Source organism: Novosphingobium sp. Gsoil 351 (assembly GCF_009707465.1).
Lineage (GTDB): Bacteria > Pseudomonadota > Alphaproteobacteria > Sphingomonadales > Sphingomonadaceae > Novosphingobium.
Map to the genome: position 1 here is coordinate 1,466,433 of NZ_CP046120.1, position 25,989 is coordinate 1,492,421.

The 25,989-nt window shown below is 66.9% G+C and carries 12 protein-coding genes and 1 pseudogene; 1 reads left to right on the top strand and 12 read right to left on the bottom strand.

Annotated elements, in window-relative coordinates; genetic code table 11:
- Positions 1–46 precede the first annotated feature (46 nt).
- The 5 genes and pseudogenes from rpsG to GKE62_RS07055 all read right to left on the bottom strand — a co-directional run bounded on the left by rpsG (position 47) and on the right by GKE62_RS07055 (position 4,782).
- Complete coding sequence (gene rpsG, locus GKE62_RS07035) at positions 47–517, bottom strand: 30S ribosomal protein S7 (protein ID WP_154691633.1); 471 nt, start codon at positions 515–517, stop codon at positions 47–49.
- 156 nt (positions 518–673) lie between these two features.
- Positions 674–1,045 (bottom strand): 30S ribosomal protein S12, encoded by a 372-nt coding sequence (gene rpsL / locus GKE62_RS07040; RefSeq protein WP_068072878.1) that lies wholly within the window; start codon positions 1,043–1,045, stop codon positions 674–676.
- 480 nt (positions 1,046–1,525) lie between these two features.
- A complete protein-coding gene (locus GKE62_RS07045; RefSeq protein WP_154691634.1) occupies positions 1,526–1,843 on the bottom strand; it encodes a PilZ domain-containing protein in 318 nt (105 codons plus the stop codon).
- A 97-nt stretch (positions 1,844–1,940) separates the two neighbouring features.
- Positions 1,941–4,494, bottom strand: a pseudogene (locus GKE62_RS07050) (TonB-dependent receptor).
- A gap of 135 nt (positions 4,495–4,629) precedes the next feature.
- The gene (locus GKE62_RS07055; RefSeq protein WP_154691635.1) at positions 4,630–4,782 is read right to left on the bottom strand and encodes a YezD family protein; all 153 of its coding nucleotides are present in this window, start codon (positions 4,780–4,782) and stop codon (positions 4,630–4,632) included.
- A 496-nt stretch (positions 4,783–5,278) separates the two neighbouring features.
- Between GKE62_RS07055 and GKE62_RS07060 the strand changes: the two genes are divergently transcribed.
- Entirely contained in the window at positions 5,279–6,259 is a 981-nt protein-coding gene (locus tag GKE62_RS07060) for an IS481 family transposase (protein ID WP_154691636.1), read from the top strand.
- On the opposite strand, the gene GKE62_RS07065 is transcribed toward GKE62_RS07060, so the two are convergent.
- From GKE62_RS07065 to GKE62_RS18880, 7 genes are all read right to left on the bottom strand, one after another.
- Positions 6,256–7,512, bottom strand: coding sequence for an HlyD family type I secretion periplasmic adaptor subunit (locus GKE62_RS07065; protein WP_154691637.1), 1,257 nt, complete (start codon positions 7,510–7,512; stop codon positions 6,256–6,258). The two genes, GKE62_RS07060 and GKE62_RS07065, sit on opposite strands and share 4 nt — an antisense overlap.
- A gap of 86 nt (positions 7,513–7,598) precedes the next feature.
- On the bottom strand, positions 7,599–8,714 hold the full coding sequence (locus GKE62_RS07070) for a cell wall hydrolase (RefSeq protein ID WP_230206972.1): 1,116 nt from the start codon (positions 8,712–8,714) through the stop codon (positions 7,599–7,601).
- A gap of 5 nt (positions 8,715–8,719) precedes the next feature.
- On the bottom strand, positions 8,720–10,864 hold the full coding sequence (locus GKE62_RS07075) for an ATP-binding cassette domain-containing protein (protein WP_230206973.1): 2,145 nt from the start codon (positions 10,862–10,864) through the stop codon (positions 8,720–8,722).
- Between the two features lie 191 nt (positions 10,865–11,055).
- Entirely contained in the window at positions 11,056–12,474 is a 1,419-nt protein-coding gene (locus GKE62_RS07080) for a TolC family protein (protein ID WP_154691638.1), read from the bottom strand.
- 34 nt (positions 12,475–12,508) lie between these two features.
- Positions 12,509–13,210: an OmpA family protein gene (locus tag GKE62_RS07085; protein WP_154691639.1), complete on the bottom strand. Its 702-nt coding sequence runs from the start codon at positions 13,208–13,210 to the stop codon at positions 12,509–12,511.
- 31 nt (positions 13,211–13,241) lie between these two features.
- The gene (locus GKE62_RS07090) at positions 13,242–22,466 is read right to left on the bottom strand and encodes a DUF5801 repeats-in-toxin domain-containing protein (RefSeq protein ID WP_230207064.1); all 9,225 of its coding nucleotides are present in this window, start codon (positions 22,464–22,466) and stop codon (positions 13,242–13,244) included.
- Complete coding sequence (locus GKE62_RS18880; RefSeq protein WP_230206974.1) at positions 22,348–25,716, bottom strand: VCBS domain-containing protein; 3,369 nt, start codon at positions 25,714–25,716, stop codon at positions 22,348–22,350. The genes GKE62_RS07090 and GKE62_RS18880 overlap by 119 nt, the downstream gene beginning before the upstream one ends.
- Between the last annotated feature and the right edge of the window lie 273 nt (positions 25,717–25,989).

Below are 25,989 nucleotides of genomic sequence, written 5' to 3' on the forward strand. Positions count from 1 at the left end.
GCCGGGATCGCGCCGGCCCTCCCCTAGATAGTTGCAGGCGTAACGATTACCAGCGGTAGTGGCTGAACGCCCGGTTGGCGTCGGCCATGCGGTGGGTATCTTCGCGCTTCTTGACCGCGTTGCCGCGGTTGTTGGCGGCGTCCATCAGCTCGCCCGAGAGGCGCGCCGCCATCGTCGTTTCCGAACGGTTGCGCGCCGCGGTGATCAGCCAACGGATCGCCAGCGCCTGCGCGCGCTCGGGCCGCACTTCGACCGGAACCTGATAGGTCGCCCCGCCGACGCGGCGCGAACGGACCTCGATCTGCGGCTTCACGTTGTTTAAGGCATCGTGGAACAACTGGATCGGATCGGCCTTGGCGCGGGTCTCCATGGTGCTCATCGCGCCATAGACGATCCCCTCGGCGACCGACTTCTTGCCGTCCATCATGAGGTTGTTCATGAACTTGGACAGGATCTGATCCTTGAACTTGGGATCGGGCAGGATTTCCCGCTTCTCGGGACGACGACGACGTGACATGGCACGAACTTCCTTTGCTTGAATTTGCCCCGTCACCCTGAACTTGTTTCAGGGTCCATCGGGCGGCAAACTCCGATTACTCCGGCGAAACCTGGGCTTGCGGCGCCATGGATCCTGAAACGATTTCAGGATGACCCAGCACCTTCGGCTGCCAGGTCACTTCGGCCGTTTGGCCCCGTACTTCGAGCGCGACTGCTTGCGGTCCTTGACCCCCTGCGTGTCGAGCACCCCGCGCAGCACGTGATAGCGCACGCCGGGAAGATCGCGGACGCGGCCGCCGCGGATCAGCACGACGCTGTGCTCCTGCAGGTTGTGGCCCTCGCCGGGGATGTAGGAGATGACCTCGCGCTGGTTGGTCAGGCGGATCTTCGCGACCTTGCGCAGCGCCGAGTTCGGCTTCTTCGGGGTCGTGGTATAGACGCGGGTGCAGACGCCGCGCTTCTGCGGGTTCTGCTCCATGGCCGGAACCTTGGACTTGACCTTCTGGGGCACGCGGCCCTTACGGACCAGCTGGTTAATCGTCGGCATGAAAGCCCTTCACCTTGTTCGAGGCGCGTGGCGCAAGGTGAAGAAGTTCGCGGTTCGCAACCGACGTCCCGGCCCGGAGGCGAGACGGACGGCCGCCGGGCAGAGCGCCGGGAGGCCAGGGCAGCGAACTGAAACGCTCCACCCCGCGCCGCGGCGCCGGGTTACTCTGACGGATTATGCAAAGGGTGGACCCGGCACCGGTTAGGGTGAGGTCCGTCCAATAGAAAAAGACCCTATGGAATGCAGCAACCGCCGCCCCCAGGGCCCTCCACACGCACCGGCAATGTTCAGCTCTATCTATCCGATTCGAGGCGAACCCCGGTTCGGATAAGCGGGCCGTTAGGCGCATTTGCCGGTGAGGTCAAGTAGTGCAGCAGCGCTTGCCCCGTCAGCGAAACGTCCGGCCGCGCCAACTCGAGCCATTCGGCCCCTAGGCCCTTAGGCCCTTAGGCCCTTAGGCTATCAGTCGCCGCGCGCAGTTCAGAACATCAAGCGGGCGCGGTTGGTTTTGTGGAGGTGCTCGACCACCGCGGGATAGAGTGGGCGTGCGAATTCTAGCCCCGCTTTGTGGTCTCCAACCCAGCAAACCCGGGCCTGCAGCCCTTCGAGCGTATCGGGTTGGATTATTATGTTCTGGCCTACCTCGACATAGTGACTGGCAATCGCGATGCAGCAGCCGGCGGCAGAAATGTCGGACAGCGCGACATCCCGGATCTTCATGCCACGGGTGCGGACGCGCGACTTCAGGTCGACCGGCAGGCGGACTTCCTGGCGTGGCACGGGCGGCGTATCGCGCATGATCCGCCCATAACATTTGTTTGCTTAACGAAACGTTCGCGCCAGACCGGGCCTCCCCCTCGCGCGTTACCCTGTCTGAGCGCCCGGGATCGTGAGCTCAGAACTCCGCTTTGATCGTCAGCCCGTACGTGCGCGGATCGCCCGGGTTGCCGGCGATCAGGCCGGTGCTGCCCGGCGCGACCTGGAGCAGTTCGAAGTAGTGCGTGTCGAACGCGTTGCGGACCCAGCCGAACACGTTGAATCCGCTGTCGTCGCGGAAGCCGAGACGCAAGTTGGTCAGCGCATAGCCCTTGATGTTCGTATAGGCCGAAGGGCTCGGGTTCGACGAGAACCGCGTCCGGTAGTTGCCGTCGAGACCGAGATAGACCTGGCCGTCCTTGCCGAACAGCGTGGCCGGTACGTTGCCCTCCGCGCCGTAGGACAGGCTGAGCTTCGACACGCCGGGCAGGCGCTGGCCCGAGATGTCGCAACTGGCGGGGCTGATGCCGCCGGGGGTGCCCGGCGCGCTGGGGGTCTGCCCCGCGGCAATCCGCGCTGCCGCCAGACAGCTCGGGCGGGCACGGGGCGCCGGTGAACTTGACGTACTTGGCGTCGGTGTAGGCGGCGCTGAGGTAGGTGTTGAAGCGTTCGCTCGGGCGCAGCGATCCCTCGAGTTCGATCCCCTGGGTGCGGACCTCCTGCGCGTTGGCGAGATAGCCGCGGGTGGTGCTGACCGCGCCGCTGTTCACCAGCGCCTGGAAGTTGCGGATGTCGGTGCGGAACGCGGCGAGGTTGAGGATCGCGCGGCGATCCCAGAACGACGACTTGATCCCGACTTCGTAGTGATTGACCGATTCGGGCTTGATCGCGGCGACCTGGACCTGCGGGTTCCCGGCGGCGTCGTTGGGTACGCCGTTGAGGTTGATCCCGCCCGGCTTGAAGCTTTTCGCATAGGTCGCGTAGGCGAGCACATCCGGCGCGATCTTGTAGCTGAGGTTGAGGTCGTAGCTGAAGTTCCAGTCGCTGAACTTCGGCTCGATCCGCTGCGGCGTGAGGTTGTCGCGCCGCGCGGCGGTGCGGATGTCGGTGATCGGCAGGCCAGTGGCGGGGTTGACGAACAACACCGGGTTGCCCTGCCCATCGAACACTTTGCGTTCGTAGAGGCCGTCCTTCTTGTCGTAGTTGAGGCGGACGCCCGGCTGGACCGTCAGCTTGTCGGTCAGCTTGATCCCGACCTGGCCGAACAGCGCGGCGCTGGTGTTGTCGAGGTTGATCGTGTTGAACGCGGTCGTCCCGGCGAGCACGGTGGGATCGCAGGCAAGCTGGTTCGAGGCGCTCGGCCCGCATCCGCTCGACCCCGCAGCGACGTTGCCGGGGTTGAGCAGCCAGCGGCTCGCCGCGCTGCCCAATTGCTCGGTGCCCTGGGTGCGCACGGTCTGGTGATAGGCGAATGCACCGAGCACGAAATCGAGCTTGCGGCTGGTGTAGTTGTAGCGGAACTCTTGGGTATACTGGTTCTGCTGCGAGGGGTTCTGCGACAGCGTGGTGATCGGCAGCCCGGTGAAGTCGCGGTCGTTGGCCGGCTGCCAGTCCCAAAAGCGCCACGCGGTGACCGAGGTCAGCGTGCCCGGGCCGACGTTCCATTTGATCCTGAGGCCGACGCCGCCGATTTTGTTGCCGGCGTTGAGATCGGCGTCGACGTCGGTCAGGCGGTCGAACGGATCGGTGCTGGGCGGGGCATAGCCCTGTGCCGCGGAGAGCGCGGCGTACTGGCGGTTGAGCGGGCGCTGGGTGGCGCGCGCGCGGACGAACACGGTGGCGCAGCATTCGGGGTTCTGGCGGCTGAAGTCGCCTGAGAGCAGGACCTGGAGGTCGCTGCTCGGCTTCCACAGCAACTGGCCGCGGAAGCCGATGTTGTCCTGTTCGTTGACGTGGTTGCCGCTGGAGACGTTGAACAGAGTGCCCTGGCGGCTGGTCCCCGACAGCGCGAAGCGCGCCGCCACGGTCTCGCTCAACGGACCGGAGATCGCGGCCTTGACCTGCTTGAACCCGAGGTTGCCGATCGACGCCTCGGCGCGGCCTTCGAAATCGAAGGTCGGCTGGCGGCTGGTGATGTTGATCGTGCCGGCGGTGGTGTTCTTGCCATAGAGCGTGCCCTGCGGCCCGCGCAGCACCTCGATCTGGGCGACGTCGAGGAAGTCGAAGGTCGAGGACGCGACCCGCGAGTAGTAGACGTCGTCGACGTAGATTCCCACGCCCTGGTCGAAGCCGTCGTTGGTGAGCCCGAACGGCGCGCCGATACCGCGGATCGACAGCGTCGTGTTGCGCGGGTTGGACGAGTAGTACTGGAGCGTGGGGGTCAGCTGCTGGAGGCGGCCGACGTTGAAACTGCCGGTGTTGTCGATGTGCTCGCCGCCGACCACCGAGATCGCGAGCGGCACTTCCTGCGAGGTTTCGTTGCGGCGCCGGGCGGTGACGACGATGTCCTCGCCCTGATCTTTGGCACCGGTGCCGACCGAACTGGACTGGGTCGCGGCAGGGGCATCGCCTTCATCGGCGGCGACTTCCGCAGACACGGCGGCGACCGGCGCTGCATCCGTCTCGGCGGCAAGGGCGGTCAGCGGAAACAGCGAAGCGGTGGCGAAGAGACTGGCGCGGACGAACGAAGGCATGAATTCCAGGTCCTTGTGCAGGGATGGGCTGCATCCGGCGGTCCGGTCTGCGGCATTTGGCGGGAAGTTCGGTTCAGGTCGGGACCGGCGAATGCGCGCGCCGGCCCCAGGGAACATCGGTTCGGAAAGCGCGGCTCAGCGGAAGCGGATGCGATCGGTGACGTCGAGCTGGACGACCTTGCCTTCGTGCACCACCAGCTGAACCGTGCCGAAGCGCAGCCGCCCAATCGCCTCGGTCACCGCGTCGAGCACAGGCTGGGCAAACGCCTGGGTGCCCTCGGTCTTCAAGCTGTCGGGTAGGGGGAATCGCTGCCATCGAAGCCTCCATTGCGGCTTCGGACTTATATCTACCTATATCATAGACAATGTGCGATTTGCTTGTTCGCGATAAACCGGTGCTTTCGCGCGCCGGTTAACCTCAGAGCCCTTCCCGGTTGGGTAGGCCCGCCGTCACGGAGCCGATTTTGGCCCAGTGCAAGGCGCGCGGAGGGAGCGATGCCGACGCATCGTGACCCGAAGTGCTTTTGGCTCGCAAAGAAGCAATGGGCCAAAAGCGGCCCGCCCCGAAGGGTTGCCCTGTGAAGGCGCGCAGGAGCGTCGCGACGCTTACACCGGCAACCAGCCCGCGCCGCACGCCGCGCCTCCGCGCGAACCTTCACAGGGCAATCACGGCGAGTCTACCCAACCGGGAAGGGCTCTAGCTGTGAGCTTTCAGGAGGTTGTTCATCCGGTGTGATCCGGTCAGACTGATGTTGCAACACGTCAGCACTGAAGGAATGACCGGATGAACATCCACAAGAATGCCCGAACCACGCCTTTCAGTCGAGCCGAGATCGTGCGGCGCATAATGGTGCTGCGCGAGACCCCCAGGGCGGTTGCAACCGCCCTGGGGGTCTCGGAGCGAACCGTCGCCAAGTGGCTGGCGCGCTACAGGGCTGAAGGCGAGGCCGGTCTAGCCGATCGCAGCTCGCGTCCGCGCCGGTTTCCCGGCGCCACGCCGGCCAATATCATCGACGAGATCATCGCGCAGCGCCGGCTGCGCATCACCGGCAAGCAGATTGCCAGAATGCTTGCGGTCTCGCCTGCTACCGTCAGCCGGGTGTTACGCAAAGTCCGTCTCAGCCGCATGCGCGACCTCGATCCGCCAGTACCGGTACACCGCTATGAGCGGGCCCATCCCGGTGAGCTGATCCACATCGATATCAAGAAGCTCGGCCGCTTCGAGAGCATCGGACACCGTATCACCGGCGACCGGACCCGACAGAGCAACACCCGTGGCTATCGCGCTGGCGAGAGATATGGTGCCGGTTGGGAGTTCGTCCACGTCTGTATCGACGATGCCTCACGCATCGCCTTCAGCCAGATCCACCGCGACGAGAAGAAGCAAAGCGCCGTCGCCTTCCTCTACGCGGCAATCGAATACTATCGCAGCCTCGGAGTCACCGTCACCCGCGTCATGACCGACAACGGTGGGTGCTACCGAAGTTACGCATTCCGCGATGCCTGCAAGGCACTTGGCCTCAAGCACATCCGAACCAGACCCTACACCCCCAAGACCAATGGCAAGGCCGAACGCTTCATCCAAACCAGCTTGCGCGAATGGGCCTACGCCAGAGCCTATCCTACCTCGGAACACCGAAAACAGGCGCTTGAACCCTGGCTCCACAACTACAACTGGCATCGACCTCACGGTAGTCTACAATCCAACCCGCCCATCAGCCGACTGGGTCAGCCGGTGAACAACCTGTTGAGGCTCCACATCTAGCGCTCGGTCATCGCCTCGCCGAAGGCCTTGAGCACAGGCTTCATCAGGTAGGTCAGCACGCTCTTGCGCCCGGTGATGATCTCGACGTCGCAGATCATCCCCGGCACGATCGGCAGACGCTTGCCGCGGCTGAGGATATAGCTGCGGTCGGTCTCGACGATCACGGTGTAATAGGCCTGCTTTTCGGCCTCGTCGTAAATGCTGTCGGCGCTGATCTGGCGGACCGCGCCGGGCAGGCCGCCGTAGATCGAGAAATCGTAGGCGGTGACTTTCACGTTGGCGCGGTCGCCGGTCTTGATGAAGGCAATGTCCTTGGGCGCAACGCGGGCCTCGATCAGCAGCTTCTCGCCGATCGGCACCACCTGCATTATCTTCTGCCCGGCGTTGACGAACCCGCCGACGGTGGTGACCTGGACGTCGTTGACGATTCCCGCCACCGGTGCGCGCAGTTCGTTGCGGTTGAGCCGGGCGGCGGCGCCGCGGATCGTCTGCTCGTTGACCGCGATCTTGGTGGTGACCTCGCTGCGCTCGTTAAGTGCCTGCTGGCGGAAATCGAAGCGCGCCTCGCTGAGCTGCGACTGCGCCTCCTGGATCGCGGCGGCGGCGCGCGCGGTGCCCTGGCGCGCCGCCGCCAGACGCCCGCGCACATCGACCAGTTCGCGCTGCGCGCTTAGCAGCTCGGTCTGCGGAACAATGCCCTTGGCCGCGAGCGGCGCGAGCATGTTGACCTGGTCCTGGGCGAGCCGCGCGCTGTTCTCGAGCGCGGCGGCGGTCGCCTCGCCCTCGCTCAGATCGCGGCGGCGCTGCTCGACCGCGGCGGCGAGTGCCGACTGTTTGGAACGCGCCGTTGCCTGACGGACTGCGGACAGTGCCGCCTCGTCGGCGTTGAGCGAACCGGAGCCGCCGCCGGTCCCCTCGTTCTGCAGCCGCGCTGCGCGTTCGGCGAGGCGCTGGTTCTCGGTTTCGAGCTGGCCGAGTGCGGAGGACGACTGCGAATCGTCGAGCCGCACGAGCAACTGGCCGCGCTTCACCGTCTGCCCGGCGCGGACGAGGATCGAGGCAACCGTGGCGGGCTCGGCGGCCTGGACGAGCTGGACCTTGCTCGATGGGATGACCTTGCCCATCCCGCGGGTGACCTCATCGACCCGCGCGATTGCAGCCCACAGGATCAAGACGAGAATGCCGATCGCCGAAATCGCAATCAGCTTGCGGTTGGCATCCCAGTCTTCCCAGGTGTCGCGGATACTGGTCATGTCAGAATCGTGCTCGCCAATAGGCCTGAGCGAAAACCTTCCCGCTCATCAGCGGGCCGGGGGCTCGAGCTTGCGGTTTCAGAGGTTCATTCACTCGCGCTGGCGGCGGAGTTGCTGATCGGCAGTGGGCCGTCGGTCACGTCCTGATCGTCGAGCGCCGCCTGGTAATGGCTGTCGGACTCGCCCGGCGCGGGAATGTTTAGCCGCCATTGCTTGAGCGGATTGATCCGCCCGCCGACGTCGGTCGCGGTACGGCGGTCGGTCGGATCAGGCGGGATGATGATGTCCGCGGGCAGCCCGGCCCCGCCCAGCGCGGCCTCCGAATTCAGCCGCGCCTGGAGCAGCGCATAGTTGACATCGGGGATCCGCTCGACCCCGCTATAGCCGCCGTTGAACGTGCTGGTATTGCCCCACGCGCCGGGGAAGCGATAGAAGATGTGCGCGCCGATCTGCTGGATCTTGTTGAGCGTGAACGCCCACTTGGGCAGCACGTAATCGGCGTGATAGAAAGTCGCGGTACCCACGCTCGGCTCGACGTAGCCCGACAGCGCGGCGCGTGCGACGTCTTGCGCCTCGGCCCATGAACGCGCCGCGGGATGACGCAGCAAGGAACCGTCGCAGGTGAAGCTGAACTGGCACCCGGTAGTGCGCTCCCAGCCCTGGTAGACCACCCCGCAGACCGACTTGGGATATGCCGGATGACGCATCCGGTTGAGCACGACCTGCGCCACCGCACGGCGGCCGGTCATCGGCTCGTTGGCGGCTTCGTAATAGACCGCCTGGGTCAGGCAGGTCAGCGCGTTGCCCATCGGCCCCGCGCCGGATCCTGCCACCGCCTTGGAGATCAGGAACGAGCGTGCCTGCTGGAGCGGCGCCGACGACAAGGGGATCAGCGCGTTGCGTTCTTTGGCGGCCTCGCCCTGCACCACGATCGTAGCCTGGGCGCCCTCGGTCAGCTTGGCCACCGCGCGCTGGGCTTCGAGATTGACCCGCACCGTCGCCGAAGTCTGGCCCGGCGCAAACAGCCCCAGCGCTTTCCTAAGCCCCGCGAAACCACTTCCGCTAAGCATCTCGGCGGTCGCCAACGCGACCAGCGCGAGCACAGCCACCATCGCGATCAACCGGATGCGCCGCTGGGCCGGAGCCCGGGTATCGGCGAATGGCGTCTCCCCGCCGAATTCGAGAACGGTTGCATCGTGCATTGGGCCTACGGCTTTCCGCCGCCTCCGAGTCCTAGTCCGGCAGTTGCGATTATCTGGTCTCGCGGCCCGTCCGCCACAATGCGCCCCTTGTCGAGCACGATCAAGCGGTTGCACAGCGAGAAAAGCGCCGGTCGATGGGTCGAAATAACCAGCGTCTGGGCTGGTGTCAGTGATCGGGACAACTGCTCGACGAAAAGTTTCTCGGTCTGCGAATCCATCGCGCCGGTGGGTTCGTCGAGGAAGATCAGCTTGGCGGGCGAGACGAAGGCGCGGGCGAGCGTGAGGAAGCTGCGCTGCCCGCCCGACAGGCGGCTGCCGTGCTCGCCCACCGCGCGGTCGAACCCGCCGGCATCGCGCGCGAGGAACTGATCGGCCCCGACGGTGCGCAGCGCATCGAGCAGTTCGTCGTCGCTGGCCTGCCCGGCGCCGAGCGAGAGGTTGTCCTTCACGCTGCCCGAGAACAGGTCGCTGTCCTGCGCAACGAAGCGGAACGCGCCGCGCACATCCTGCGGGCGGAACTGGCGACTGTCGATCCCGTCGAGCAGCATCTGCCCCCCGGTTGGCTGATAGAGCCCGCACAGCACCCGCCCCAGCGTCGATTTGCCGGAGGCGACCCGGCCAATGACCGCGATCCGGTCGCCCGGCTCGATCGTCACGTCGATGCCCGAGAGCGAGGCGGCGGAGGCTTCGGGATAGGTGAAGTCGACCGCCTCCAGGCGGATGCGGGCCGAGCGTACTTCCGGCGTGATCGCCGAACTGCCCATTCGCCGTTCGTCGCCGCCGTCCCACAGCCGCTGGATCGAATCGAGCGTCTGGCGGGCCTGCTGGCCGCGGGTCAGAAGGAACGCGAACTGGCCGACCGGCGCGAGGCTGCGCGACGAGAGCATGACGATCGCGATGATCGCGCCCATCGTGATGCTGCCGTTGGCGAAGAGGTAATACCCGCCGACGATCAGCGCGATGTTGGAGACTTGCTGGAAGCTCGAGGCGAGACTCACAGCGGTGCTCGAAATGTCCTTGAGCTTTTGCTGCGAGCCGCTGCCGATCTCGGCCAGCCGCCGCCAGCGGCCCAGCATCATGCCCTCGCCCGCGACGCTCTTGAGCGTTTCGATCCCGGCAATCGATTCGACCAGCAGGGTCTGCTGCAAGCCGTAGTCGGCCTGGGCATCACGCGCGGCTGCGATCACTTTGCGCTGGAGCCGCCAGCCGGCGAGGCCCATGACGATGATCGCCAATATCGGGACCATCGCCAGCCACCCGGCGATGTAGGCAATCATCGCTACGAATAGCGCGAGGAACCCCATGTCGATGATCAGCACGATCGTGGTCGAGGCGAAGAAATCCCGGACAATCGCGTATTCGCTGACCCGCGCCACCAGGTTGCCGGTGTGGCCCTTGCGCTCGGCCAGCGGGGCGGAGAGGATCTTCGAATAGATCTTCTGGCTGAGCCGCAGGTCGAGGTCGCGGCCGATCTGGTCCAGCACTTCGGTGCGCGCGCGGCGCAGCGCATACTCGAGCGCGAAGGCCACGCCGACGCCGAGCGCCAGCACCCACAGCGTCGATTCGGCGCGGTTGGGGATGACCCGGTCGTAGACGTTCATTGAGAACAGCGGCAGCGCCAGCGCGAGGAGGTTGACGATGAAGGTGGCGACCAGCACCGGCGCGAACTTGCGGCGGTCGCGGGCGATCTCGCTCCAGAACCAGTGCTCGCGGGCGCGGCGATGCCACGGCTGGCTGGCATCGCGCAGTGCCTGGGGATCGCCGGTGACGGCCAGCGCCTGGCCGGTGAACGCAGCGGCGAGATCGGCGAACGGCTCCCAGGCCGCGGCACCGGTGCCTGGCCGCCAGACCAGCGCCTGACCGTCGCGCACCTCGTGGACCACCACCGGGCCTTCGCCCAGCGCGACCATCGCGGGATAGGGCTCGGGCCGCCGCGAGAGCTTGGCGCGGTCCTCGGTGATCGTGTTGAGCCCGAGGAGCTCGAGTGCGGGCGCGGCCTGGTGCCACGGCAACCGCCCATCGCGGCTTAGCGCCAAGCCGCCGAGCAGTCCCGGCGCGAACGCCACCCCGAACCGCGCCGCCAGTTCGCCGATGCAGGCGACCAGCGGGTCGGCGGTACGGGCCTTGGGCAGAGTCGTCTCGATGTTCACGCGTTCGTCCAAGTTTCGACCGGTCCCGCGCCTTGCTTAGCCGATAAGCCCTTCGGTTCCCACGGGATTAACCGTGAAAATGGAGGCCCTCCCCGGTACGGCGAAGTGACAGTGCGAAGCGCATACGAAGGGATGTCCACGCCGGCGTAGTCACCCCTCCGCCTCCCTTGCTTGGGAGGATCTCCACGCCTTCAGAACGGCGAGGTCTTAGGATATTCTCGATATTGCCGCTCGCTGACCTTGGGCGGGCCGTAGTTGAAGCGCTCGCGCTCCTTCTCGCCCGCGCCCTCGCCCGGCGCGACTTCGAGCGCGGTGAGGAACCGGTTGGTCGCCGCCAGCGTCTGGTACTGCGCGAACAATTGGCTGAAACGCGCCGTCTCCAGCCGGGTCTGCACGCTATAGCGCGAGTTCTGTGCGTCGAGCACGTCGAGCAGCGAGCGCCGCCCGACATTGAACTGGCTGCGGTAGCTGAGCAGCAGGTCGTCGCTGACCTTGCTCTGGGTTTCAAGCTCCGAGGAAATCCGCGTCTGCGCGTTAAGCGCGTTCCACGCGGTGCGCACGTCCTCCTCGGCCTCGCGGCTGGTCTCGTCGAGGCGGAAGCGGGCCTCGCTGGCGCGGCGGACGTGCTCCTCGTACTTGGCTTGCTGGATGCCGCCCGAATAGAGGTTCCACTTGATGAAGGCGCGCGCGGTGACGTCCTTCGTTACGCCCCGGAAGCCGTCGATGTCATCGCCATAACGCCCGGTCATGTCTACGCCGATAGTCGGGTAGAGCTCGCCCTTGACGCTCTTGGCGAGCGAATTGGCGGCATCGACGTCGGCTTCGGCCTCCTTGACCAGCGGGTTGTTGGTGCGGGCTAAGCCGACCGCCTCGTCGACCGAAGCGGGCATTTGCGCGGCTAGGCCCGGGGGCATCTGGTACTGCTCGATGTCCAGCCCGGTCAGGCGGCGCAGCGTGATCTTGGCGTCATCGAGGCTCTGCTGGGCCTCGGTCTCGCGCACGATCGCGGCCTGGAGGCGTTCCTGCGCCTGCTGCTGGTCGGCGATCGAGATCGAGCCTTCCTTCACCCCGGTGCCCAGGTCGGCCACCAGCGTCCGGTGGAACGCGGTGTTGTCCTGGCTGGCGGCGTAGATTCGCTGCTGGAGCAGGACGTTGAGATACTGGCGCGAAACCTGGAGCGCAATGAATTCGGACCGTTCGAGCACCCGCAGCGAGGCTCCGTCGACCCGGCTCGCCTGGCGCAGCAGTTCGCCGCGGCGCTTGCCGAAGTCGATCAGGTCCCACGTCGCCGAAGCCTGCCCTTCGAGCGGATAGAGCTTCTGGTCGGCAATCCCCAGCGTGCGACGGGTGCGGTTCTCCAGCCGCCGAACGCCATAGGAACCCTCGACGTTGACTTGCGGCAGATAGCGCCCCTGGGCCTGCTTGCGCTCGAACTGGATAGCCTCCTTGTTCATCTGCGCCTGCGCGATCTCGGGATTGGACTCCATCGCGACGGCGATCGCGTCCTTCATCGAAATCGCCGCATCCCCTTGCGCCATCGCGCCGGTTGCGGTTCCGGCCAGCAGCAGCGCCGCCAGCCCGGTCTTCAGAAAAGTCTTGGTCGTAATCATGGTATCTCGCCCCCGGCGCGATTGAATGGAAAGCTCAGCGTGCGGTGATTTCGACGCGGCGGTTTTGTGCTTCGCGAATGCCGTCTGCAGTGGGCACCCGCGGTTCGCTTTCGCCCTTGCCGCTGGTTGCTACGACGCCGGGCGAAACCCCGGCGCTTGCCAGCGCTGCGGCCACCGCCGCTGCTCGGCGTAGCGACAATGCCTCGTTGTAGGCATCGCTGCCCGACCGGTCGGCATGGCCGGTCAGGTTCAGACCCGTCCAGCCGCACGGTCCCATGTTGGTTGCGACGAACTGGAGCGTCTGGATCGAGCTGTCGGGCACAGCGACGCTGTCCCAATCGAAGAACACCGTCCCCAGGATCGGCTGACGGCAGATCTCCGGCGTTACCGTGCTGGGCGGCGCCATCGGCACCGGCGCCATCGGCACCTGCTGCATCCGGGCATAGGCATCGGCGCATTTGCGGATGCTGCCGGGATCCTTGGTCCCGCTCTTCAGAAAGCCGAGCGCGATGCCGCACTGGACCTTGGCCTGCATCGCCCAGATATAGCGCGGATCATTGACCCCGACGGTGGCCGCCATCGCTGTGACGGCGGCGTCGTGCCGGCTCAGCAGTTCGGTGCGGAGCTGGTCTTTGCCAAGCGCAATCAGATCGTCGGATTGCGCAGCGGCGAGCGCGGGCCAAGCCGCCCCCGCCAGCGCCAGGGCCACCGTCGCCCGTTTGATCGTGGTCTTCATCACTTCCCCCTTGTTGCCCGAATGCCCCGGATCACACTTGCGCCGCAGCGTGCGCGCTCATGTCGGAAAGCATCTGGTTGAGATCGAATGCCGGGCCGAACGTCTCGCCTCCGGCGACGTTCGCGGCGAACAGTGCGGCGAGCGCATCGGCGCCGCCACCCGCAGGCGCATCCTGTGCCCCGACGAAGTGATCGACCATTGCATCGACCAGCGCCGCGCCATGGCTGTCGCCGAATGCTTCCTGCACGGCGGCGAGGTCTTGCGTGTGCTGATCCGCTTCCGCAACCCCCGCCTTCGCCGCCTGAGCGGCAACGAGCAGCGCGTCCATCAATTGGCCCGCGTCGCCGGAGAACGAAGCCGCTGCCGGCGTAGCGGCCGCTTCGCCGGTATCCCCGCCAGCGTCCGCCGGCCCGGGCACCGCCGGGTGATCGGCAGGTGCCGCAAGGTTCGACGCCGACGCCGGGGCATCGTCGCCATGGCTCGCGGTCTCGGCCGGGGCGGCCTTGGGTGCCTCGTGCGTGGTCAACGCGTCGCTTGCCGGACGCAACGTCTCGTGCGTTTCGGGCAGCGTCTGGAGCGCCGCCGGAGCAGGCGCCTGGCTGTCGGCCACCGTCGCTTGAGCAACCTCGGCTCCGGCCACCGGCAGTGCGGCAACCGCCGCCGCCGCCGCGAGCACGCCCGCCGCCGCCGCATTGGTCGCGGTCAGCTCGGCGGTCTTAGCCTCCATCTTGTCGATCGCGGCTGTGGCGAACGAGGCGTCGGCAACCGTTCCGGTGGTGCCGTCGGCACGAGTGTAGGTCGAACTTCCCGCCACGGTCACCTCGCCGCCCGCCGCGGTGTAGGCCACGCCGTCGGAAACCAGACCGATCGCGGTAATCCCCACCTCGCCCAACGTGTGGAACTCGCCCGCATCGCTCACCCCGTTGCCGTTGGCATCCTGCCAGACGCCGAACTTGGCGAAATCGGCGTCACCGGCGTCGAGCGAACCGTCGTGGTTGGTGTCGTAGGTGGCAGCAAGACCCTGAAGGTCGCTGAGGCCCGACCCGGCGAAGACGATCTCGCTCCCACCGTCGACCCGGCCGTTGCCGTTCGCGTCGAGCGCCAGGATTCCGTCGTCGTGGCCAGCCCAGGCGGTCTTCACCGCACCGTTGCCGTAATCGAACACAGCGCCCGCTGCGAGGGTCGAGAATTCGGCGCCGTCCCCGTCGAGGTCCAGCACGATCGGGGGAGCGACCGGATTGAGCACAACCGTGGTGGTCGTGCTGCCCGACTGATAGCGGATGGTCACGTCCGCGGCGGCGGTGTTGATGTGCGCGACGGTGACCCAGCTGTCGCCACCGCCAGTGGCATCGACCTGGATGTCGCCGCCGATCACGTATCGCAGGTAGCCGCCCGTCACCGCGTTGATGTTGCTTGCCAGGTCGAGAACCGCGGTCAGGTCGATCGTCTCGCCCGACGTATAGTCGGTGATGATGTCGACCATGCCGACTTCGGTCAGCGCGCCCGCCGCGATCACGAAGGTGTCCACGCCCGTGCCGCCGGTCATCGTATTGAGCCCGGTCCCGCCGACGAGGACATCGTTGCCGCCTTCGCCGTTGAGGACATCGTTGCCCGCGCCGCCGGAAAGGACGTTGACGCCGCTGTTGCCGAACAGCACGTCGTTGCCTGCGCCGCCGCGCAGGTTTTCGATGCCTATCAGCTTGTCGCCCGCCGCGTCGCCGCCGCCGATCGAACCGTCGCTGGGCGCGGAGAAGGTGGCGGGCGCGCCGAAAGCGCTGCCGCTGTCATCCAGGTTGATCGAGACCGCGGCGACGCTGTCGCCGTAGTCGGCGGTGTCGCTGCCCCCGCCGCCGGTGATCGTGTCGGCGGCGGTGCTTGAGGCGATGACGTCGGCCTCGCCCGCGACACGGTCGCCGCTGAGCACGAAGACATTGCTGCCGTTAGCGGCAGTGACCTGCACGTCGAGGTTCTGCACCGCCGTGGTGTCACCGTCGCCATCGGTCGCGGTGATCGCGAAGTCGAGGTTCTTGTCGCTGGGCAGGACCGTCCGCGAAATCGACAGTGCCGTAAACCGCACACCCTGCCCGCTGCCGCCGACGCCGACGATGTCGATGTGGTTGAACGAGATCGTCGGATCGATGACCGTCTGGGCACCCGAGACCGCGATCGTCCCGGTCTGAGTCTGTCCGGTAACCGAGTTGATCGCGGTCCACTGGATCGTCAGCGAACCGTTGATGCTGTCGTTGGTGAGCGTCACCGAATCGACGAGATCCGGGTTGGACGCGGTTGCTTCATCGCCGACCACGCCGGGCTTGTGGAACTCGATCGAGAATGATTCGCCATTGGCGACGAACTGGTTGTCGACTCCAAAGCCCTGAGTGGAGGAGTTGACGCCGTTGCCGCTGCCGGTGAACTCGATCGAGCCACCCGCGGTTTCGACGAACTGAGTCGGACCACCGGGCGACAGGTTGAGCAGCGACACCGTCTGGGTCGTCGCGGCATCCGGCTTCACCAGATTGAACTGGTAGGTCGCATCCGAATTGACCGCCAGCGTGAACACCGTGGTGGCGCCAGCGCTCGCGGTCAGCGTGGTGGTGACCAGGCCGCTTGCCGACGTGGTGGTCGCCGAGCTGTAGGTAATGCCGGTGATCGCCGGGCCAGTGATCGAGAAGTTCTGGACCCCGTCCGCGCCGGGGTTGAGGGCAAATGTGCCGAGCACCGTGCCGATCTGATTGGGCAGCGTGCCCGAGATGAACGCGCCGAGCGTCGCGGCGTCATCCTCGAAGCGGATGACGCTGCCAAGATCGACCGAATCGCCGGCCTTGTCGCCATCGCCGTCGGTGATGTCCACCGCCAGCGACAGCGCCCCCGCGGCCATCCCCGGCGAGGTTTCGTCGGTGCTGGCGGTGTTGGTGTGCTCGATCCCGCGGAACTGGGTCAGCGTGACCTGGCCGTTGCCGGCGTTGGCGGCGACGGTGAAAGCCACGGCGCCCGTGATCGTCCCGACCCGGCCCTCGACCACGCCCGCGCCGTTCTTGACGAGCACGATGCTCTGGTTGGTGGCCGCGTCGAGGTAACCACTGGCCACGCCGCTGCTGGCGAGGTTGAGCGTGTAGGCGGTAGCGGCAAGCCCATCGGCGCCGCCCAGCAGCGAACTGGTCAGCAGGCTCCCGGCGGCGATCGTCGCGCTGCCGAGATTGCCGCCCACCGGATCGGTCTCGCCCGCGTTGGCGGTGACGCCATCGGTTTCGTCGATGGTCAGCGTAACCCCTGCCATGAGATTGATGTCGGCGGTCGGAGTATCGTCGTCGAACTTGATGCTCAGCACGCCCGCGGTCGAGAGATCGAGATCGGCATCGCGCAACTGGTAGGGCACGGTGATGTCGACGTCGTTCTCGCCATTGGCGTTGGCATGGAGGACGTTGTCGACCAACGTCACGGTGTAGGCGCCGGTGGTCTGATCGGTGATCTTCACCGTAAACAGCGTGGTCGTCAGCCGGGTAGCATCAGGCGACGCGGTGATCGTCGCGGTCAGCATCGAGCCGTCGGCGGAGACCGAGTAGGTCACCGTCTCCTGGCCCATGGCTTGCGTGGTGGCGTTGAGCGTAGCTCCGAACAGGAAGGTGTTGACGCCGTCGCCCAGGGTTCCGCCGAGCGTACCCTTGAAGACCGCCTCGCTGGTCAAGTCGCCATCGCCCGCGTTGGCGTCGATGTCGCCGTTAGCAAGAATACCGGTGATCCCGCCGGACAGGCCTTCATCGTCGACCGCCGCGCTGGCGGTGGTCGCCACGGGCAGCAGGTCGCCGATCTGAATCGTCAGCGTCGCGGTGTCGAAATCGCCATCGTTGTCGGTCAGGGTATAGGTGAACACATCGTTCGACCCGCCACCCGCGCCGGGGGTGCGGGCATAGCTGTAAGTGCCATCGGCGGCGATGGTCAGGACGCCGAACGCGCCCTGGACCAGCGTCGAGCCGGCCGCGGCGATGGCGATCGCTCCAGCCGATCCGGTCACCGAAGTGAGAAACGAGCCGTCGGCGCCGCGATAATCGATATTTGCGACGCCTTCGTTGGTCCCCGCCCCGGTCAGGACGTTGCCCGCTGCGGAGCCTCCGACACCGGCCGCGATGCTGTCGCTGTCGTTCTTGGCATCCACCCCATCATCGAGGAAGGTCACGTTGCCGCCGATCGCCTGGCTGGCGAAGGCGGTGTCGCCGTCGAAGTCCTTGAGCGTGATCGTCGCGTTGACGAGGCCCGCAAGGCTCAGCGCGTCGTTGTAGTCGGCGGCAGTGTTGCCGTCCTGGTTGTGCTCGAGCGCGACGTTCTGGGTCAGCGTGACCTTGCCGTCGGCGCCGATGCTCAGCGTGAACGCCGTCTGCGCCGCACCGTACTGGCCGGTGATCGTGGTCGCGTTGGTCTGGACCAGCGAGATCGCCTGGTCGCCGATCGCGGTCTTGAGCGTGGTCACACCCCCGCCCGAGATCGTCAGGCCATACGTCGTCCCCGCCGCCGCGGTGCCGCCGAACGGACCGTCCGCGCCGAACGCCGAGGTCGCCGTGATCGCCGCGCCCGTCGAGGTCATGCTGATCGGACCACCAGCGAAGTTCACCCCCGCGTTGGTCTCGTCAACGCTCACCGCCGACCCCGCGGCCACGTTGCTCAGGCTCGGACCGTCGTCGGCGAAGCGGATGTTGCCCCCAAGGTCCACCGTCTCGCTGTCGCTCGCCGTGTCGCCGTCGTTGTCCGTGATCGTCGAACTCGCGGTCAGCGTGATCACGCCGGTCCCCAGGATCACGTCGTCGCTGGTGCCGTTATAGGGTGCCGCGGTGTCGCCGGGCAGCGAGTGATCGATCTGCTGGTACTGGACCAGCGTGACGATCCCACCCGCATCGACCTTGACGCTGAACACCACTTGGGCGTTGGTTTCCGCGGTCGGAACGCTGGCCCCGGTGTAACCGACAACGGTGCCACCGCTGAGCTTGACCAGCGTGATCGCGTTGCCGCCGCTGGCCAGGCCCGACGTCGCGCTGGCGACGTTCAGGGCATAGCCCAGCACCGGCGCCGCCGCCGCGCCATCGGCGCCGCCGCTGGACGTGAGCGAGAACACCCCGCCGAAGTTGCCGCTGGCGGTCGTCGCCGTATCGGAGGCCGCACCCGCGGTGTTGGCGTCCATCGTCCGCAGCGTGATCCCCGCCTCGTCGGTCTGGATCACGTTGATCGAGGGGCCATCATCGAGGAAGGTCACGTTGCCGCCGATCGCCTGGCTGGCGAAGGCGGTGTCGCCGTCGAAGTCCTTGAGCGTGATCGTCGCGTTGACGAGGCCCGCAAGGCTCAGCGCGTCGTTGTAGTCGGCGGCAGTGTTGCCGTCCTGGTTGTGCTCGAGCGCGACGTTCTGGGTCAGCGTGACCTTGCCGTCGGCGCCGATGCTCAGCGTGAACGCCGTCTGCGCCGCACCGTACTGGCCGGTGATCGTGGTCGCGTTGGTCTGGACCAGCGAGATCGCCTGGTCGCCGATCGCGGTCTTGAGCGTGGTCACACCCCCGCCCGAGATCGTCAGGCCATACGTCGTCCCCGCCGCCGCGGTGCCGCCGAACGGACCGTCCGCGCCGAACGCCGAGGTCGCCGTGATCGCCGCGCCCGTCGAGGTCATGCTGATCGGACCACCAGCGAAGTTCACCCCCGCGTTGGTCTCGTCAACGCTCACCGCCGACCCCGCGGCCACGTTGCTCAGGCTCGGACCGTCGTCGGCGAAGCGGATGTTGCCCCCAAGGTCCACCGTCTCGCTGTCGCTCGCCGTGTCGCCGTCGTTGTCCGTGATCGTCGAACTCGCGGTCAGCGTGATCACGCCGGTCCCCAGGATCACGTCGTCGCTGGTGCCGTTATAGGGTGCCGCGGTGTCGCCGGGCAGCGAGTGATCGATCTGCTGGTACTGGACCAGCGTGACGATCCCACCCGCATCGACCTTGACGCTGAACACCACTTGGGCGTTGGTTTCCGCGGTCGGAACGCTGGCCCCGGTGTAACCGACAACGGTGCCACCGCTGAGCTTGACCAGCGTGATCGCGTTGCCGCCGCTGGCCAGGCCCGACGTCGCGCTGGCGACGTTCAGGGCATAGCCCAGCACCGGCGCCGCCGCCGCGCCATCGGCGCCGCCGCTGGACGTGAGCGAGAACACCCCGCCGAAGTTGCCGCTGGCGGTCGTCGCCGTATCGGAGGCCGCACCCGCGGTGTTGGCGTCCATCGTCCGCAGCGTGATCCCCGCCTCGTCGGTCTGGATCACGTTGATCGAGGGGCCATCATCGAGGAAGGTCACGTTGCCGCCGATCGCCTGGCTGGCGAAGGCGGTGTCGCCGTCGAAGTCCTTGAGCGTGATCGTCGCGTTGACGAGGCCCGCAAGGCTCAGCGCGTCGTTGTAGTCGGCGGCAGTGTTGCCGTCCTGGTTGTGCTCGAGCGCGACGTTCTGGGTCAGCGTGACCTTGCCGTCGGCGCCGATGCTCAGCGTGAACGCCGTCTGCGCCGCACCGTACTGGCCGGTGATCGTGGTCGCGTTGGTCTGGACCAGCGAGATCGCCTGGTCGCCGATCGCGGTCTTGAGCGTGGTCACACCCCCGCCCGAGATCGTCAGGCCATACGTCGTCCCCGCCGCCGCGGTGCCGCCGAACGGACCGTCCGCGCCGAACGCCGAGGTCGCCGTGATCGCCGCGCCCGTCGAGGTCATGCTGATCGGACCACCAGCGAAGTTCACCCCCGCGTTGGTCTCGTCAACGCTCACCGCCGACCCCGCGGCCACGTTGCTCAGGCTCGGACCGTCGTCGGCGAAGCGGATGTTGCCCCCAAGGTCCACCGTCTCGCTGTCGCTCGCCGTGTCGCCGTCGTTGTCCGTGATCGTCGAACTCGCGGTCAGCGTGATCACGCCGGTCCCCAGGATCACGTCGTCGCTGGTGCCGTTATAGGGTGCCGCGGTGTCGCCGGGCAGCGAGTGATCGATCTGCTGGTACTGGACCAGCGTGACGATCCCACCCGCATCGACCTTGACGCTGAACACCACTTGGGCGTTGGTTTCCGCGGTCGGAACGCTGGCCCCGGTGTAACCGACAACGGTGCCACCGCTGAGCTTGACCAGCGTGATCGCGTTGCCGCCGCTGGCCAGGCCCGACGTCGCGCTGGCGACGTTCAGGGCATAGCCCAGCACCGGCGCCGCCGCCGCGCCATCGGCGCCGCCGCTGGACGTGAGCGAGAACACCCCGCCGAAGTTGCCGCTGGCGGTCGTCGCCGTATCGGAGGCCGCACCCGCGGTGTTGGCGTCCATCGTCCGCAGCGTGATCCCCGCCTCGTCGGTCTGGATCACGTTGATCGAGGGGCCATCATCGAGGAAGGTCACGTTGCCGCCGATCGCCTGGCTGGCGAAGGCGGTGTCGCCGTCGAAGTCCTTGAGCGTGATCGTCGCGTTGACGAGGCCCGCAAGGCTCAGCGCGTCGTTGTAGTCGGCGGCAGTGTTGCCGTCCTGGTTGTGCTCGAGCGCGACGTTCTGGGTCAGCGTGACCTTGCCGTCGGCGCCGATGCTCAGCGTGAACGCCGTCTGCGCCGCACCGTACTGGCCGGTGATCGTGGTCGCGTTGGTCTGGACCAGCGAGATCGCCTGGTCGCCGATCGCGGTCTTGAGCGTGGTCACACCCCCGCCCGAGATCGTCAGGCCATACGTCGTCCCCGCCGCCGCGGTGCCGCCGAACGGACCGTCCGCGCCGAACGCCGAGGTCGCCGTGATCGCCGCGCCCGTCGAGGTCATGCTGATCGGACCACCAGCGAAGTTCACCCCCGCGTTGGTCTCGTCAACGCTCACCGCCGACCCCGCGGCCACGTTGCTCAGGCTCGGACCGTCGTCGGCGAAGCGGATGTTGCCCCCAAGGTCCACCGTCTCGCTGTCGCTCGCCGTGTCGCCGTCGTTGTCCGTGATCGTCGAACTCGCGGTCAGCGTGATCACGCCGGTCCCCAGGATCACGTCGTCGCTGGTGCCGTTATAGGGTGCCGCGGTGTCGCCGGGCAGCGAGTGATCGATCTGCTGGTACTGGACCAGCGTGACGATCCCACCCGCATCGACCTTGACGCTGAACACCACTTGGGCGTTGGTTTCCGCGGTCGGAACGCTGGCCCCGGTGTAACCGACAACGGTGCCACCGCTGAGCTTGACCAGCGTGATCGCGTTGCCGCCGCTGGCCAGGCCCGACGTCGCGCTGGCGACGTTCAGGGCATAGCCCAGCACCGGCGCCGCCGCCGCGCCATCGGCGCCGCCGCTGGACGTGAGCGAGAACACCCCGCCGAAGTTGCCGCTGGCGGTCGTCGCCGTATCGGAGGCCGCACCCGCGGTGTTGGCGTCCATCGTCCGCAGCGTGATCCCCGCCTCGTCGGTCTGGATCACGTTGATCGAGGGGCCATCATCGAGGAAGGTCACGTTGCCGCCGATCGCCTGGCTGGCGAAGGCGGTGTCGCCGTCGAAGTCCTTGAGCGTGATCGTCGCGTTGACGAGGCCCGCAAGGCTCAGCGCGTCGTTGTAGTCGGCGGCAGTGTTGCCGTCCTGGTTGTGCTCGAGCGCGACGTTCTGGGTCAGCGTGACCTTGCCGTCGGCGCCGATGCTCAGCGTGAACGCCGTCTGCGCCGCACCGTACTGGCCGGTGATCGTGGTCGCGTTGGTCTGGACCAGCGAGATCGCCTGGTCGCCGATCGCGGTCTTGAGCGTGGTCACACCCCCGCCCGAGATCGTCAGGCCATACGTCGTCCCCGCCGCCGCGGTGCCGCCGAACGGACCGTCCGCGCCGAACGCCGAGGTCGCCGTGATCGCCGCGCCCGTCGAGGTCATGCTGATCGGACCACCAGCGAAGTTCACCCCCGCGTTGGTCTCGTCAACGCTCACCGCCGACCCCGCGGCCACGTTGCTCAGGCTCGGACCGTCGTCGGCGAAGCGGATGTTGCCCCCAAGGTCCACCGTCTCGCTGTCGCTCGCCGTGTCGCCGTCGTTGTCCGTGATCGTCGAACTCGCGGTCAGCGTGATCACGCCGTCGGCGAGGATCGCGAACTGATCGTCAAACGGCGCGGCGGTCGCGCTCGGATCGTTGGCGATGGGGTGGTCTATCTGCTGGAACTGGCTAAGCGTCACAACGCCGTTGGCGTCCACAGCGACGCTGAACACCGGGGTGCCGCCAGCCGAGCCGACGATCGCGCCGGCCTGCATAGCCAGGGTAATCGCGACCCCGCCGCTGGTCAGACCCGAAGCAGAGTTGGTCACCGCGAGGCCCGTAGCTGAGCGTCGGCGCGCTGGCGGCGCCATCCGAGCCGGCGACCGAGGCGAGGGTGAAGACATTACCGAACTTCGCGGTCGAGACTGCGGTATCGGTCAGCAAGCCGATGGTCTCGGCATCCTGCGTGATCAGGGTAACTCCGCTTTCGGCGTTCTGGGTCACGTTGATCGCGGGGACATCGTCGAGGATCGCCACGTTGAAGCGGCCAGTCATCGTGTCGGTATCGCTGTCGGTGACCTGGAAGGTCACCCCCATCAGCATGGCTGTGTCCTCGCCCGTCGCAGTGTGCTGCACCGGCTGGGAGAGCGTGGTCGAATAAGTGTAGGTCACATCGCCCGCGAGCGGCCCAACGGTTGCCCCGGTGAGCGCGATGCGGATCACTTCGACGCCCATTGCGTTGGTTTCGCGGCCAACTAACGCCGTGCCCTCGATGGCGAACACCACCGGTTGGCCCGACAGCGTCTTGAGCTGGGTGTCGTAGGCCGGAAGATCGACCAGTACGATCGACCCGGCCAGATTGGCCGGGGTCGGCGTGTCGGCGCCGAAGTTGACGACCGCGCTGCCGGTGGTGTCGGTCAGGCTGTTGCTGCCTGCGGTTTCAGCCGGGTGAACCAGCGCACTGCCGTCCGGATTGTGCAGCGGGAAGCCGTCTTCGTCGACCATGAGGTTGGTCGTGGACTTCACCATCGGGACGGAGTCGGCGAGCAGGTTGAGCGTGACCGTCGCGGTGGAGCTGTCGCCGTCACGGTCGGTGATCGTATAAGTGAAGCTGTCCGCGCCCTCGGCCCCCGCGTTGGGGGTGTAGGTGAAGGTGCCGTTACCGTTGTAGGCGACCGTGCCCTTGGCGGCGCCCGTGGTCAGCGCGATGCCGGTCGACAGGATCACCCCGTCGGCGCCGGTGGTGTCGTTGGCGAACGCGTCGATGACCAGCGCGGTCTGCTCGGACACGGTGAACGGACCGTCGGCGACTGCCAGCGGCAGGTCGTCCACCACTTTAACGTCGAGGCTGTCGGTCGCGACCGAACCGTCGCTGTCGGTGACGGTCACCGCGAAGCTGTCGAAGATCGCATCGTTGCCCGCGGCGTTGTGCGCCAGAGTATTATCATTGAGGGTGTAGCTATAGGCCACCGTCGCCGAGACGGTGTCGCCCGCCGCGTCCTTGACCGGCGTCACCCCGGTGATCGTCAGCGTTCCCTGCGCGGTGACGATGGTCTGTCCGGAGACAAACGCGCCGCCGGTGAACACCGTCTTGGTGCCGACCACGATGGTCGCGATGCCGTCGATCCCGGCGGTGGTGAAGCTGCCGGCCTTGGTCAGCGCGCCCACGCTCGGGTTCGACCCATCGCTCAGGTTTGCCTCAAACACCGTCTGCTCGCCGCCTTCGGTGTTCAGCCCGGTGATCGTCACCGGGTCGTTGGCGCCGTTGATGGTCACTGTCAGCGTCGCGGTGGCGGTATCGCCGTCGCGGTCACGGATCGTATAGGTGAAGCTCTCGGTCAGCTTGTCGTCGCCGTCGAGGCCTTGGACCGCGGCCAGCGAATTGTTGAGCGTGTAGGTGTAGCTGCCGTTGGCGTTGAGCGTAATGCTGCCGTAAGTGCCCGCGAGCGCGCTGCCAATGGTGCCCCCGGCGATTGCGACCACCGCGCCGCCAGCCGCTGGCCCATCCGCGCCGATGCTGTCCGCGCCCGCGGCGTTGCCGTCAGAACCGACGCCGGTGAGCACATTGCCGCTGGCGGTGGTCGGGCCGTCCTCGGTCACCGCGTCGGTATCGTTGGCGGCGAGCGGGGAATCGTCCTCGATGGTCACGGTCAGCGTGGTCGGAACCGTGGCAGTGCCGTCCGAGACGCTCACCGGAACGACGAAAGTCTTGGTGTCCTCGACGTTCGCGGTCGCCTGATCGACCGGGCCGAGCAGGGTCACCGTGTAGGCGCCGGTGTTGTCGATGGCGATGCGGATCACGGCGGTCTCGCCGACCGAGCCGGTCAGCGTACCGGTGCCGATGCCGCTCCAGGTCACGGTCGCGCCGCCCGAAGTCAGCACCGCGCCGGGATTGCCGAGGGTGACCGTCGCCGGTTCACCGTCGGCGTCGGTGATCGAGATTGTCCCGCCCGAAGTCGCGCTGTCGGTGGTGTCGGTGTTCCCGACGGCATCCGCATTGGCCCCCGCAAGCCCCTCTTCCGAAACCGTCGCCGCGCCGGTGCCGACCACGGGTGCGTCGTTGGTGCCGTTGATCGTGATCGTCAGCGTGGTGGTGCTGGGATCGCCGTCGCCGTCGGTGAGGGTGTAGCGGAAGGTCTCGGTCAGCGTCTCGCCGTCGTCGAGCCCCTGGACCGCCGCGTTGGCGTTGTTGAGCGCATAGCTGTAGCTGCCGTCGGCGGCGAGGGTTAGCGTGCCATAAGCGCCGGCGAGGCCGGTTCCGACCGTCCCCGAAACGATCGTGTCGCCGCTGGCGACAAACGCAACCGCGGTGACGATGGCGCCGTCCGCGCCTTTGGTGTCGGCCACACCATCGGTGGTGTTGGCGTCGCCTTCGACCCGGTCGACCGCAGTTACGACGTTGCCGGTGGCGAGGGTCGGGCCGTCTTCCTTGACGCTGTCCACGTCCGCCCGAGCGCTCGGCACGTCATCGACGATCGCGATGGTCAGCGTGCCGGTCGAGGAATCGTTGTCCTTATCAGCGACGGTAACCGCGAACGCATCCGAGGTGTTGTCGCCGCTGGTGTTGGTCGTCAGTTGATAGGTGTAGCCGATCGAGCCGCTGGCGATGCTGGTAATCGTCAGGGTACCTAAGCTGCCTGGGATCGTCTGGCCGACCGTGGTCACCACCGTATTGCCGATGGTCACCGTCGCCGGACCATCGGGCGCGGTGAAGGTGAAAGTGCCGCTGGCGAACTCACCGTCTCCAGCCGCCGCCGAACCGGCGGGCAGTCCGGCCTCGAGCACTTGCGTCGAACCCGGCGTTCCAGCGACGGGAAGCGTCAGCGTGGTGCCGCTGTCGGTGATGGTGATGACGAGGTTGGCGGTGGCCAGATCGCCGTCGCCGTCGCGCACGGTGTAGGCGAAGCTGTCGCTGACCCCGCCCGGAGTCCCGGCGTTGCGGGTGTAGCTGTAGGTGCCGTTGGCGGCGATCGTCAGCGTGCCGTACTGGCCCTGAAGCGTCGCCCCGGCGAGCGCGGTGGATTCGCCGCGCGCATAGGGACAGCACGACGATGCCATCGGCGCCGGGGGTGTCGTTGGCGGTGACGCTGCCCGCGATCGGACCATAGGTTCCGGCGGCGACGTTCCCGGCGTCGTCCCGCGCAGTCGGGGTGTCGTCGGCGATGGCGACGACCAGCGAGGTGCTGGCGGTATCGCCGTCGCTGTCGGTCACAACGACGCTGAAGCTGTCGCTGTCGGGATCGGCCAGGGTGTTGTCGGTCAGGGTGTAGCTGTAGCTGTAGGCGCCATTGGCGAGGGTGACGGCGAGCACGCCCTTGGGGGTGGTCACGG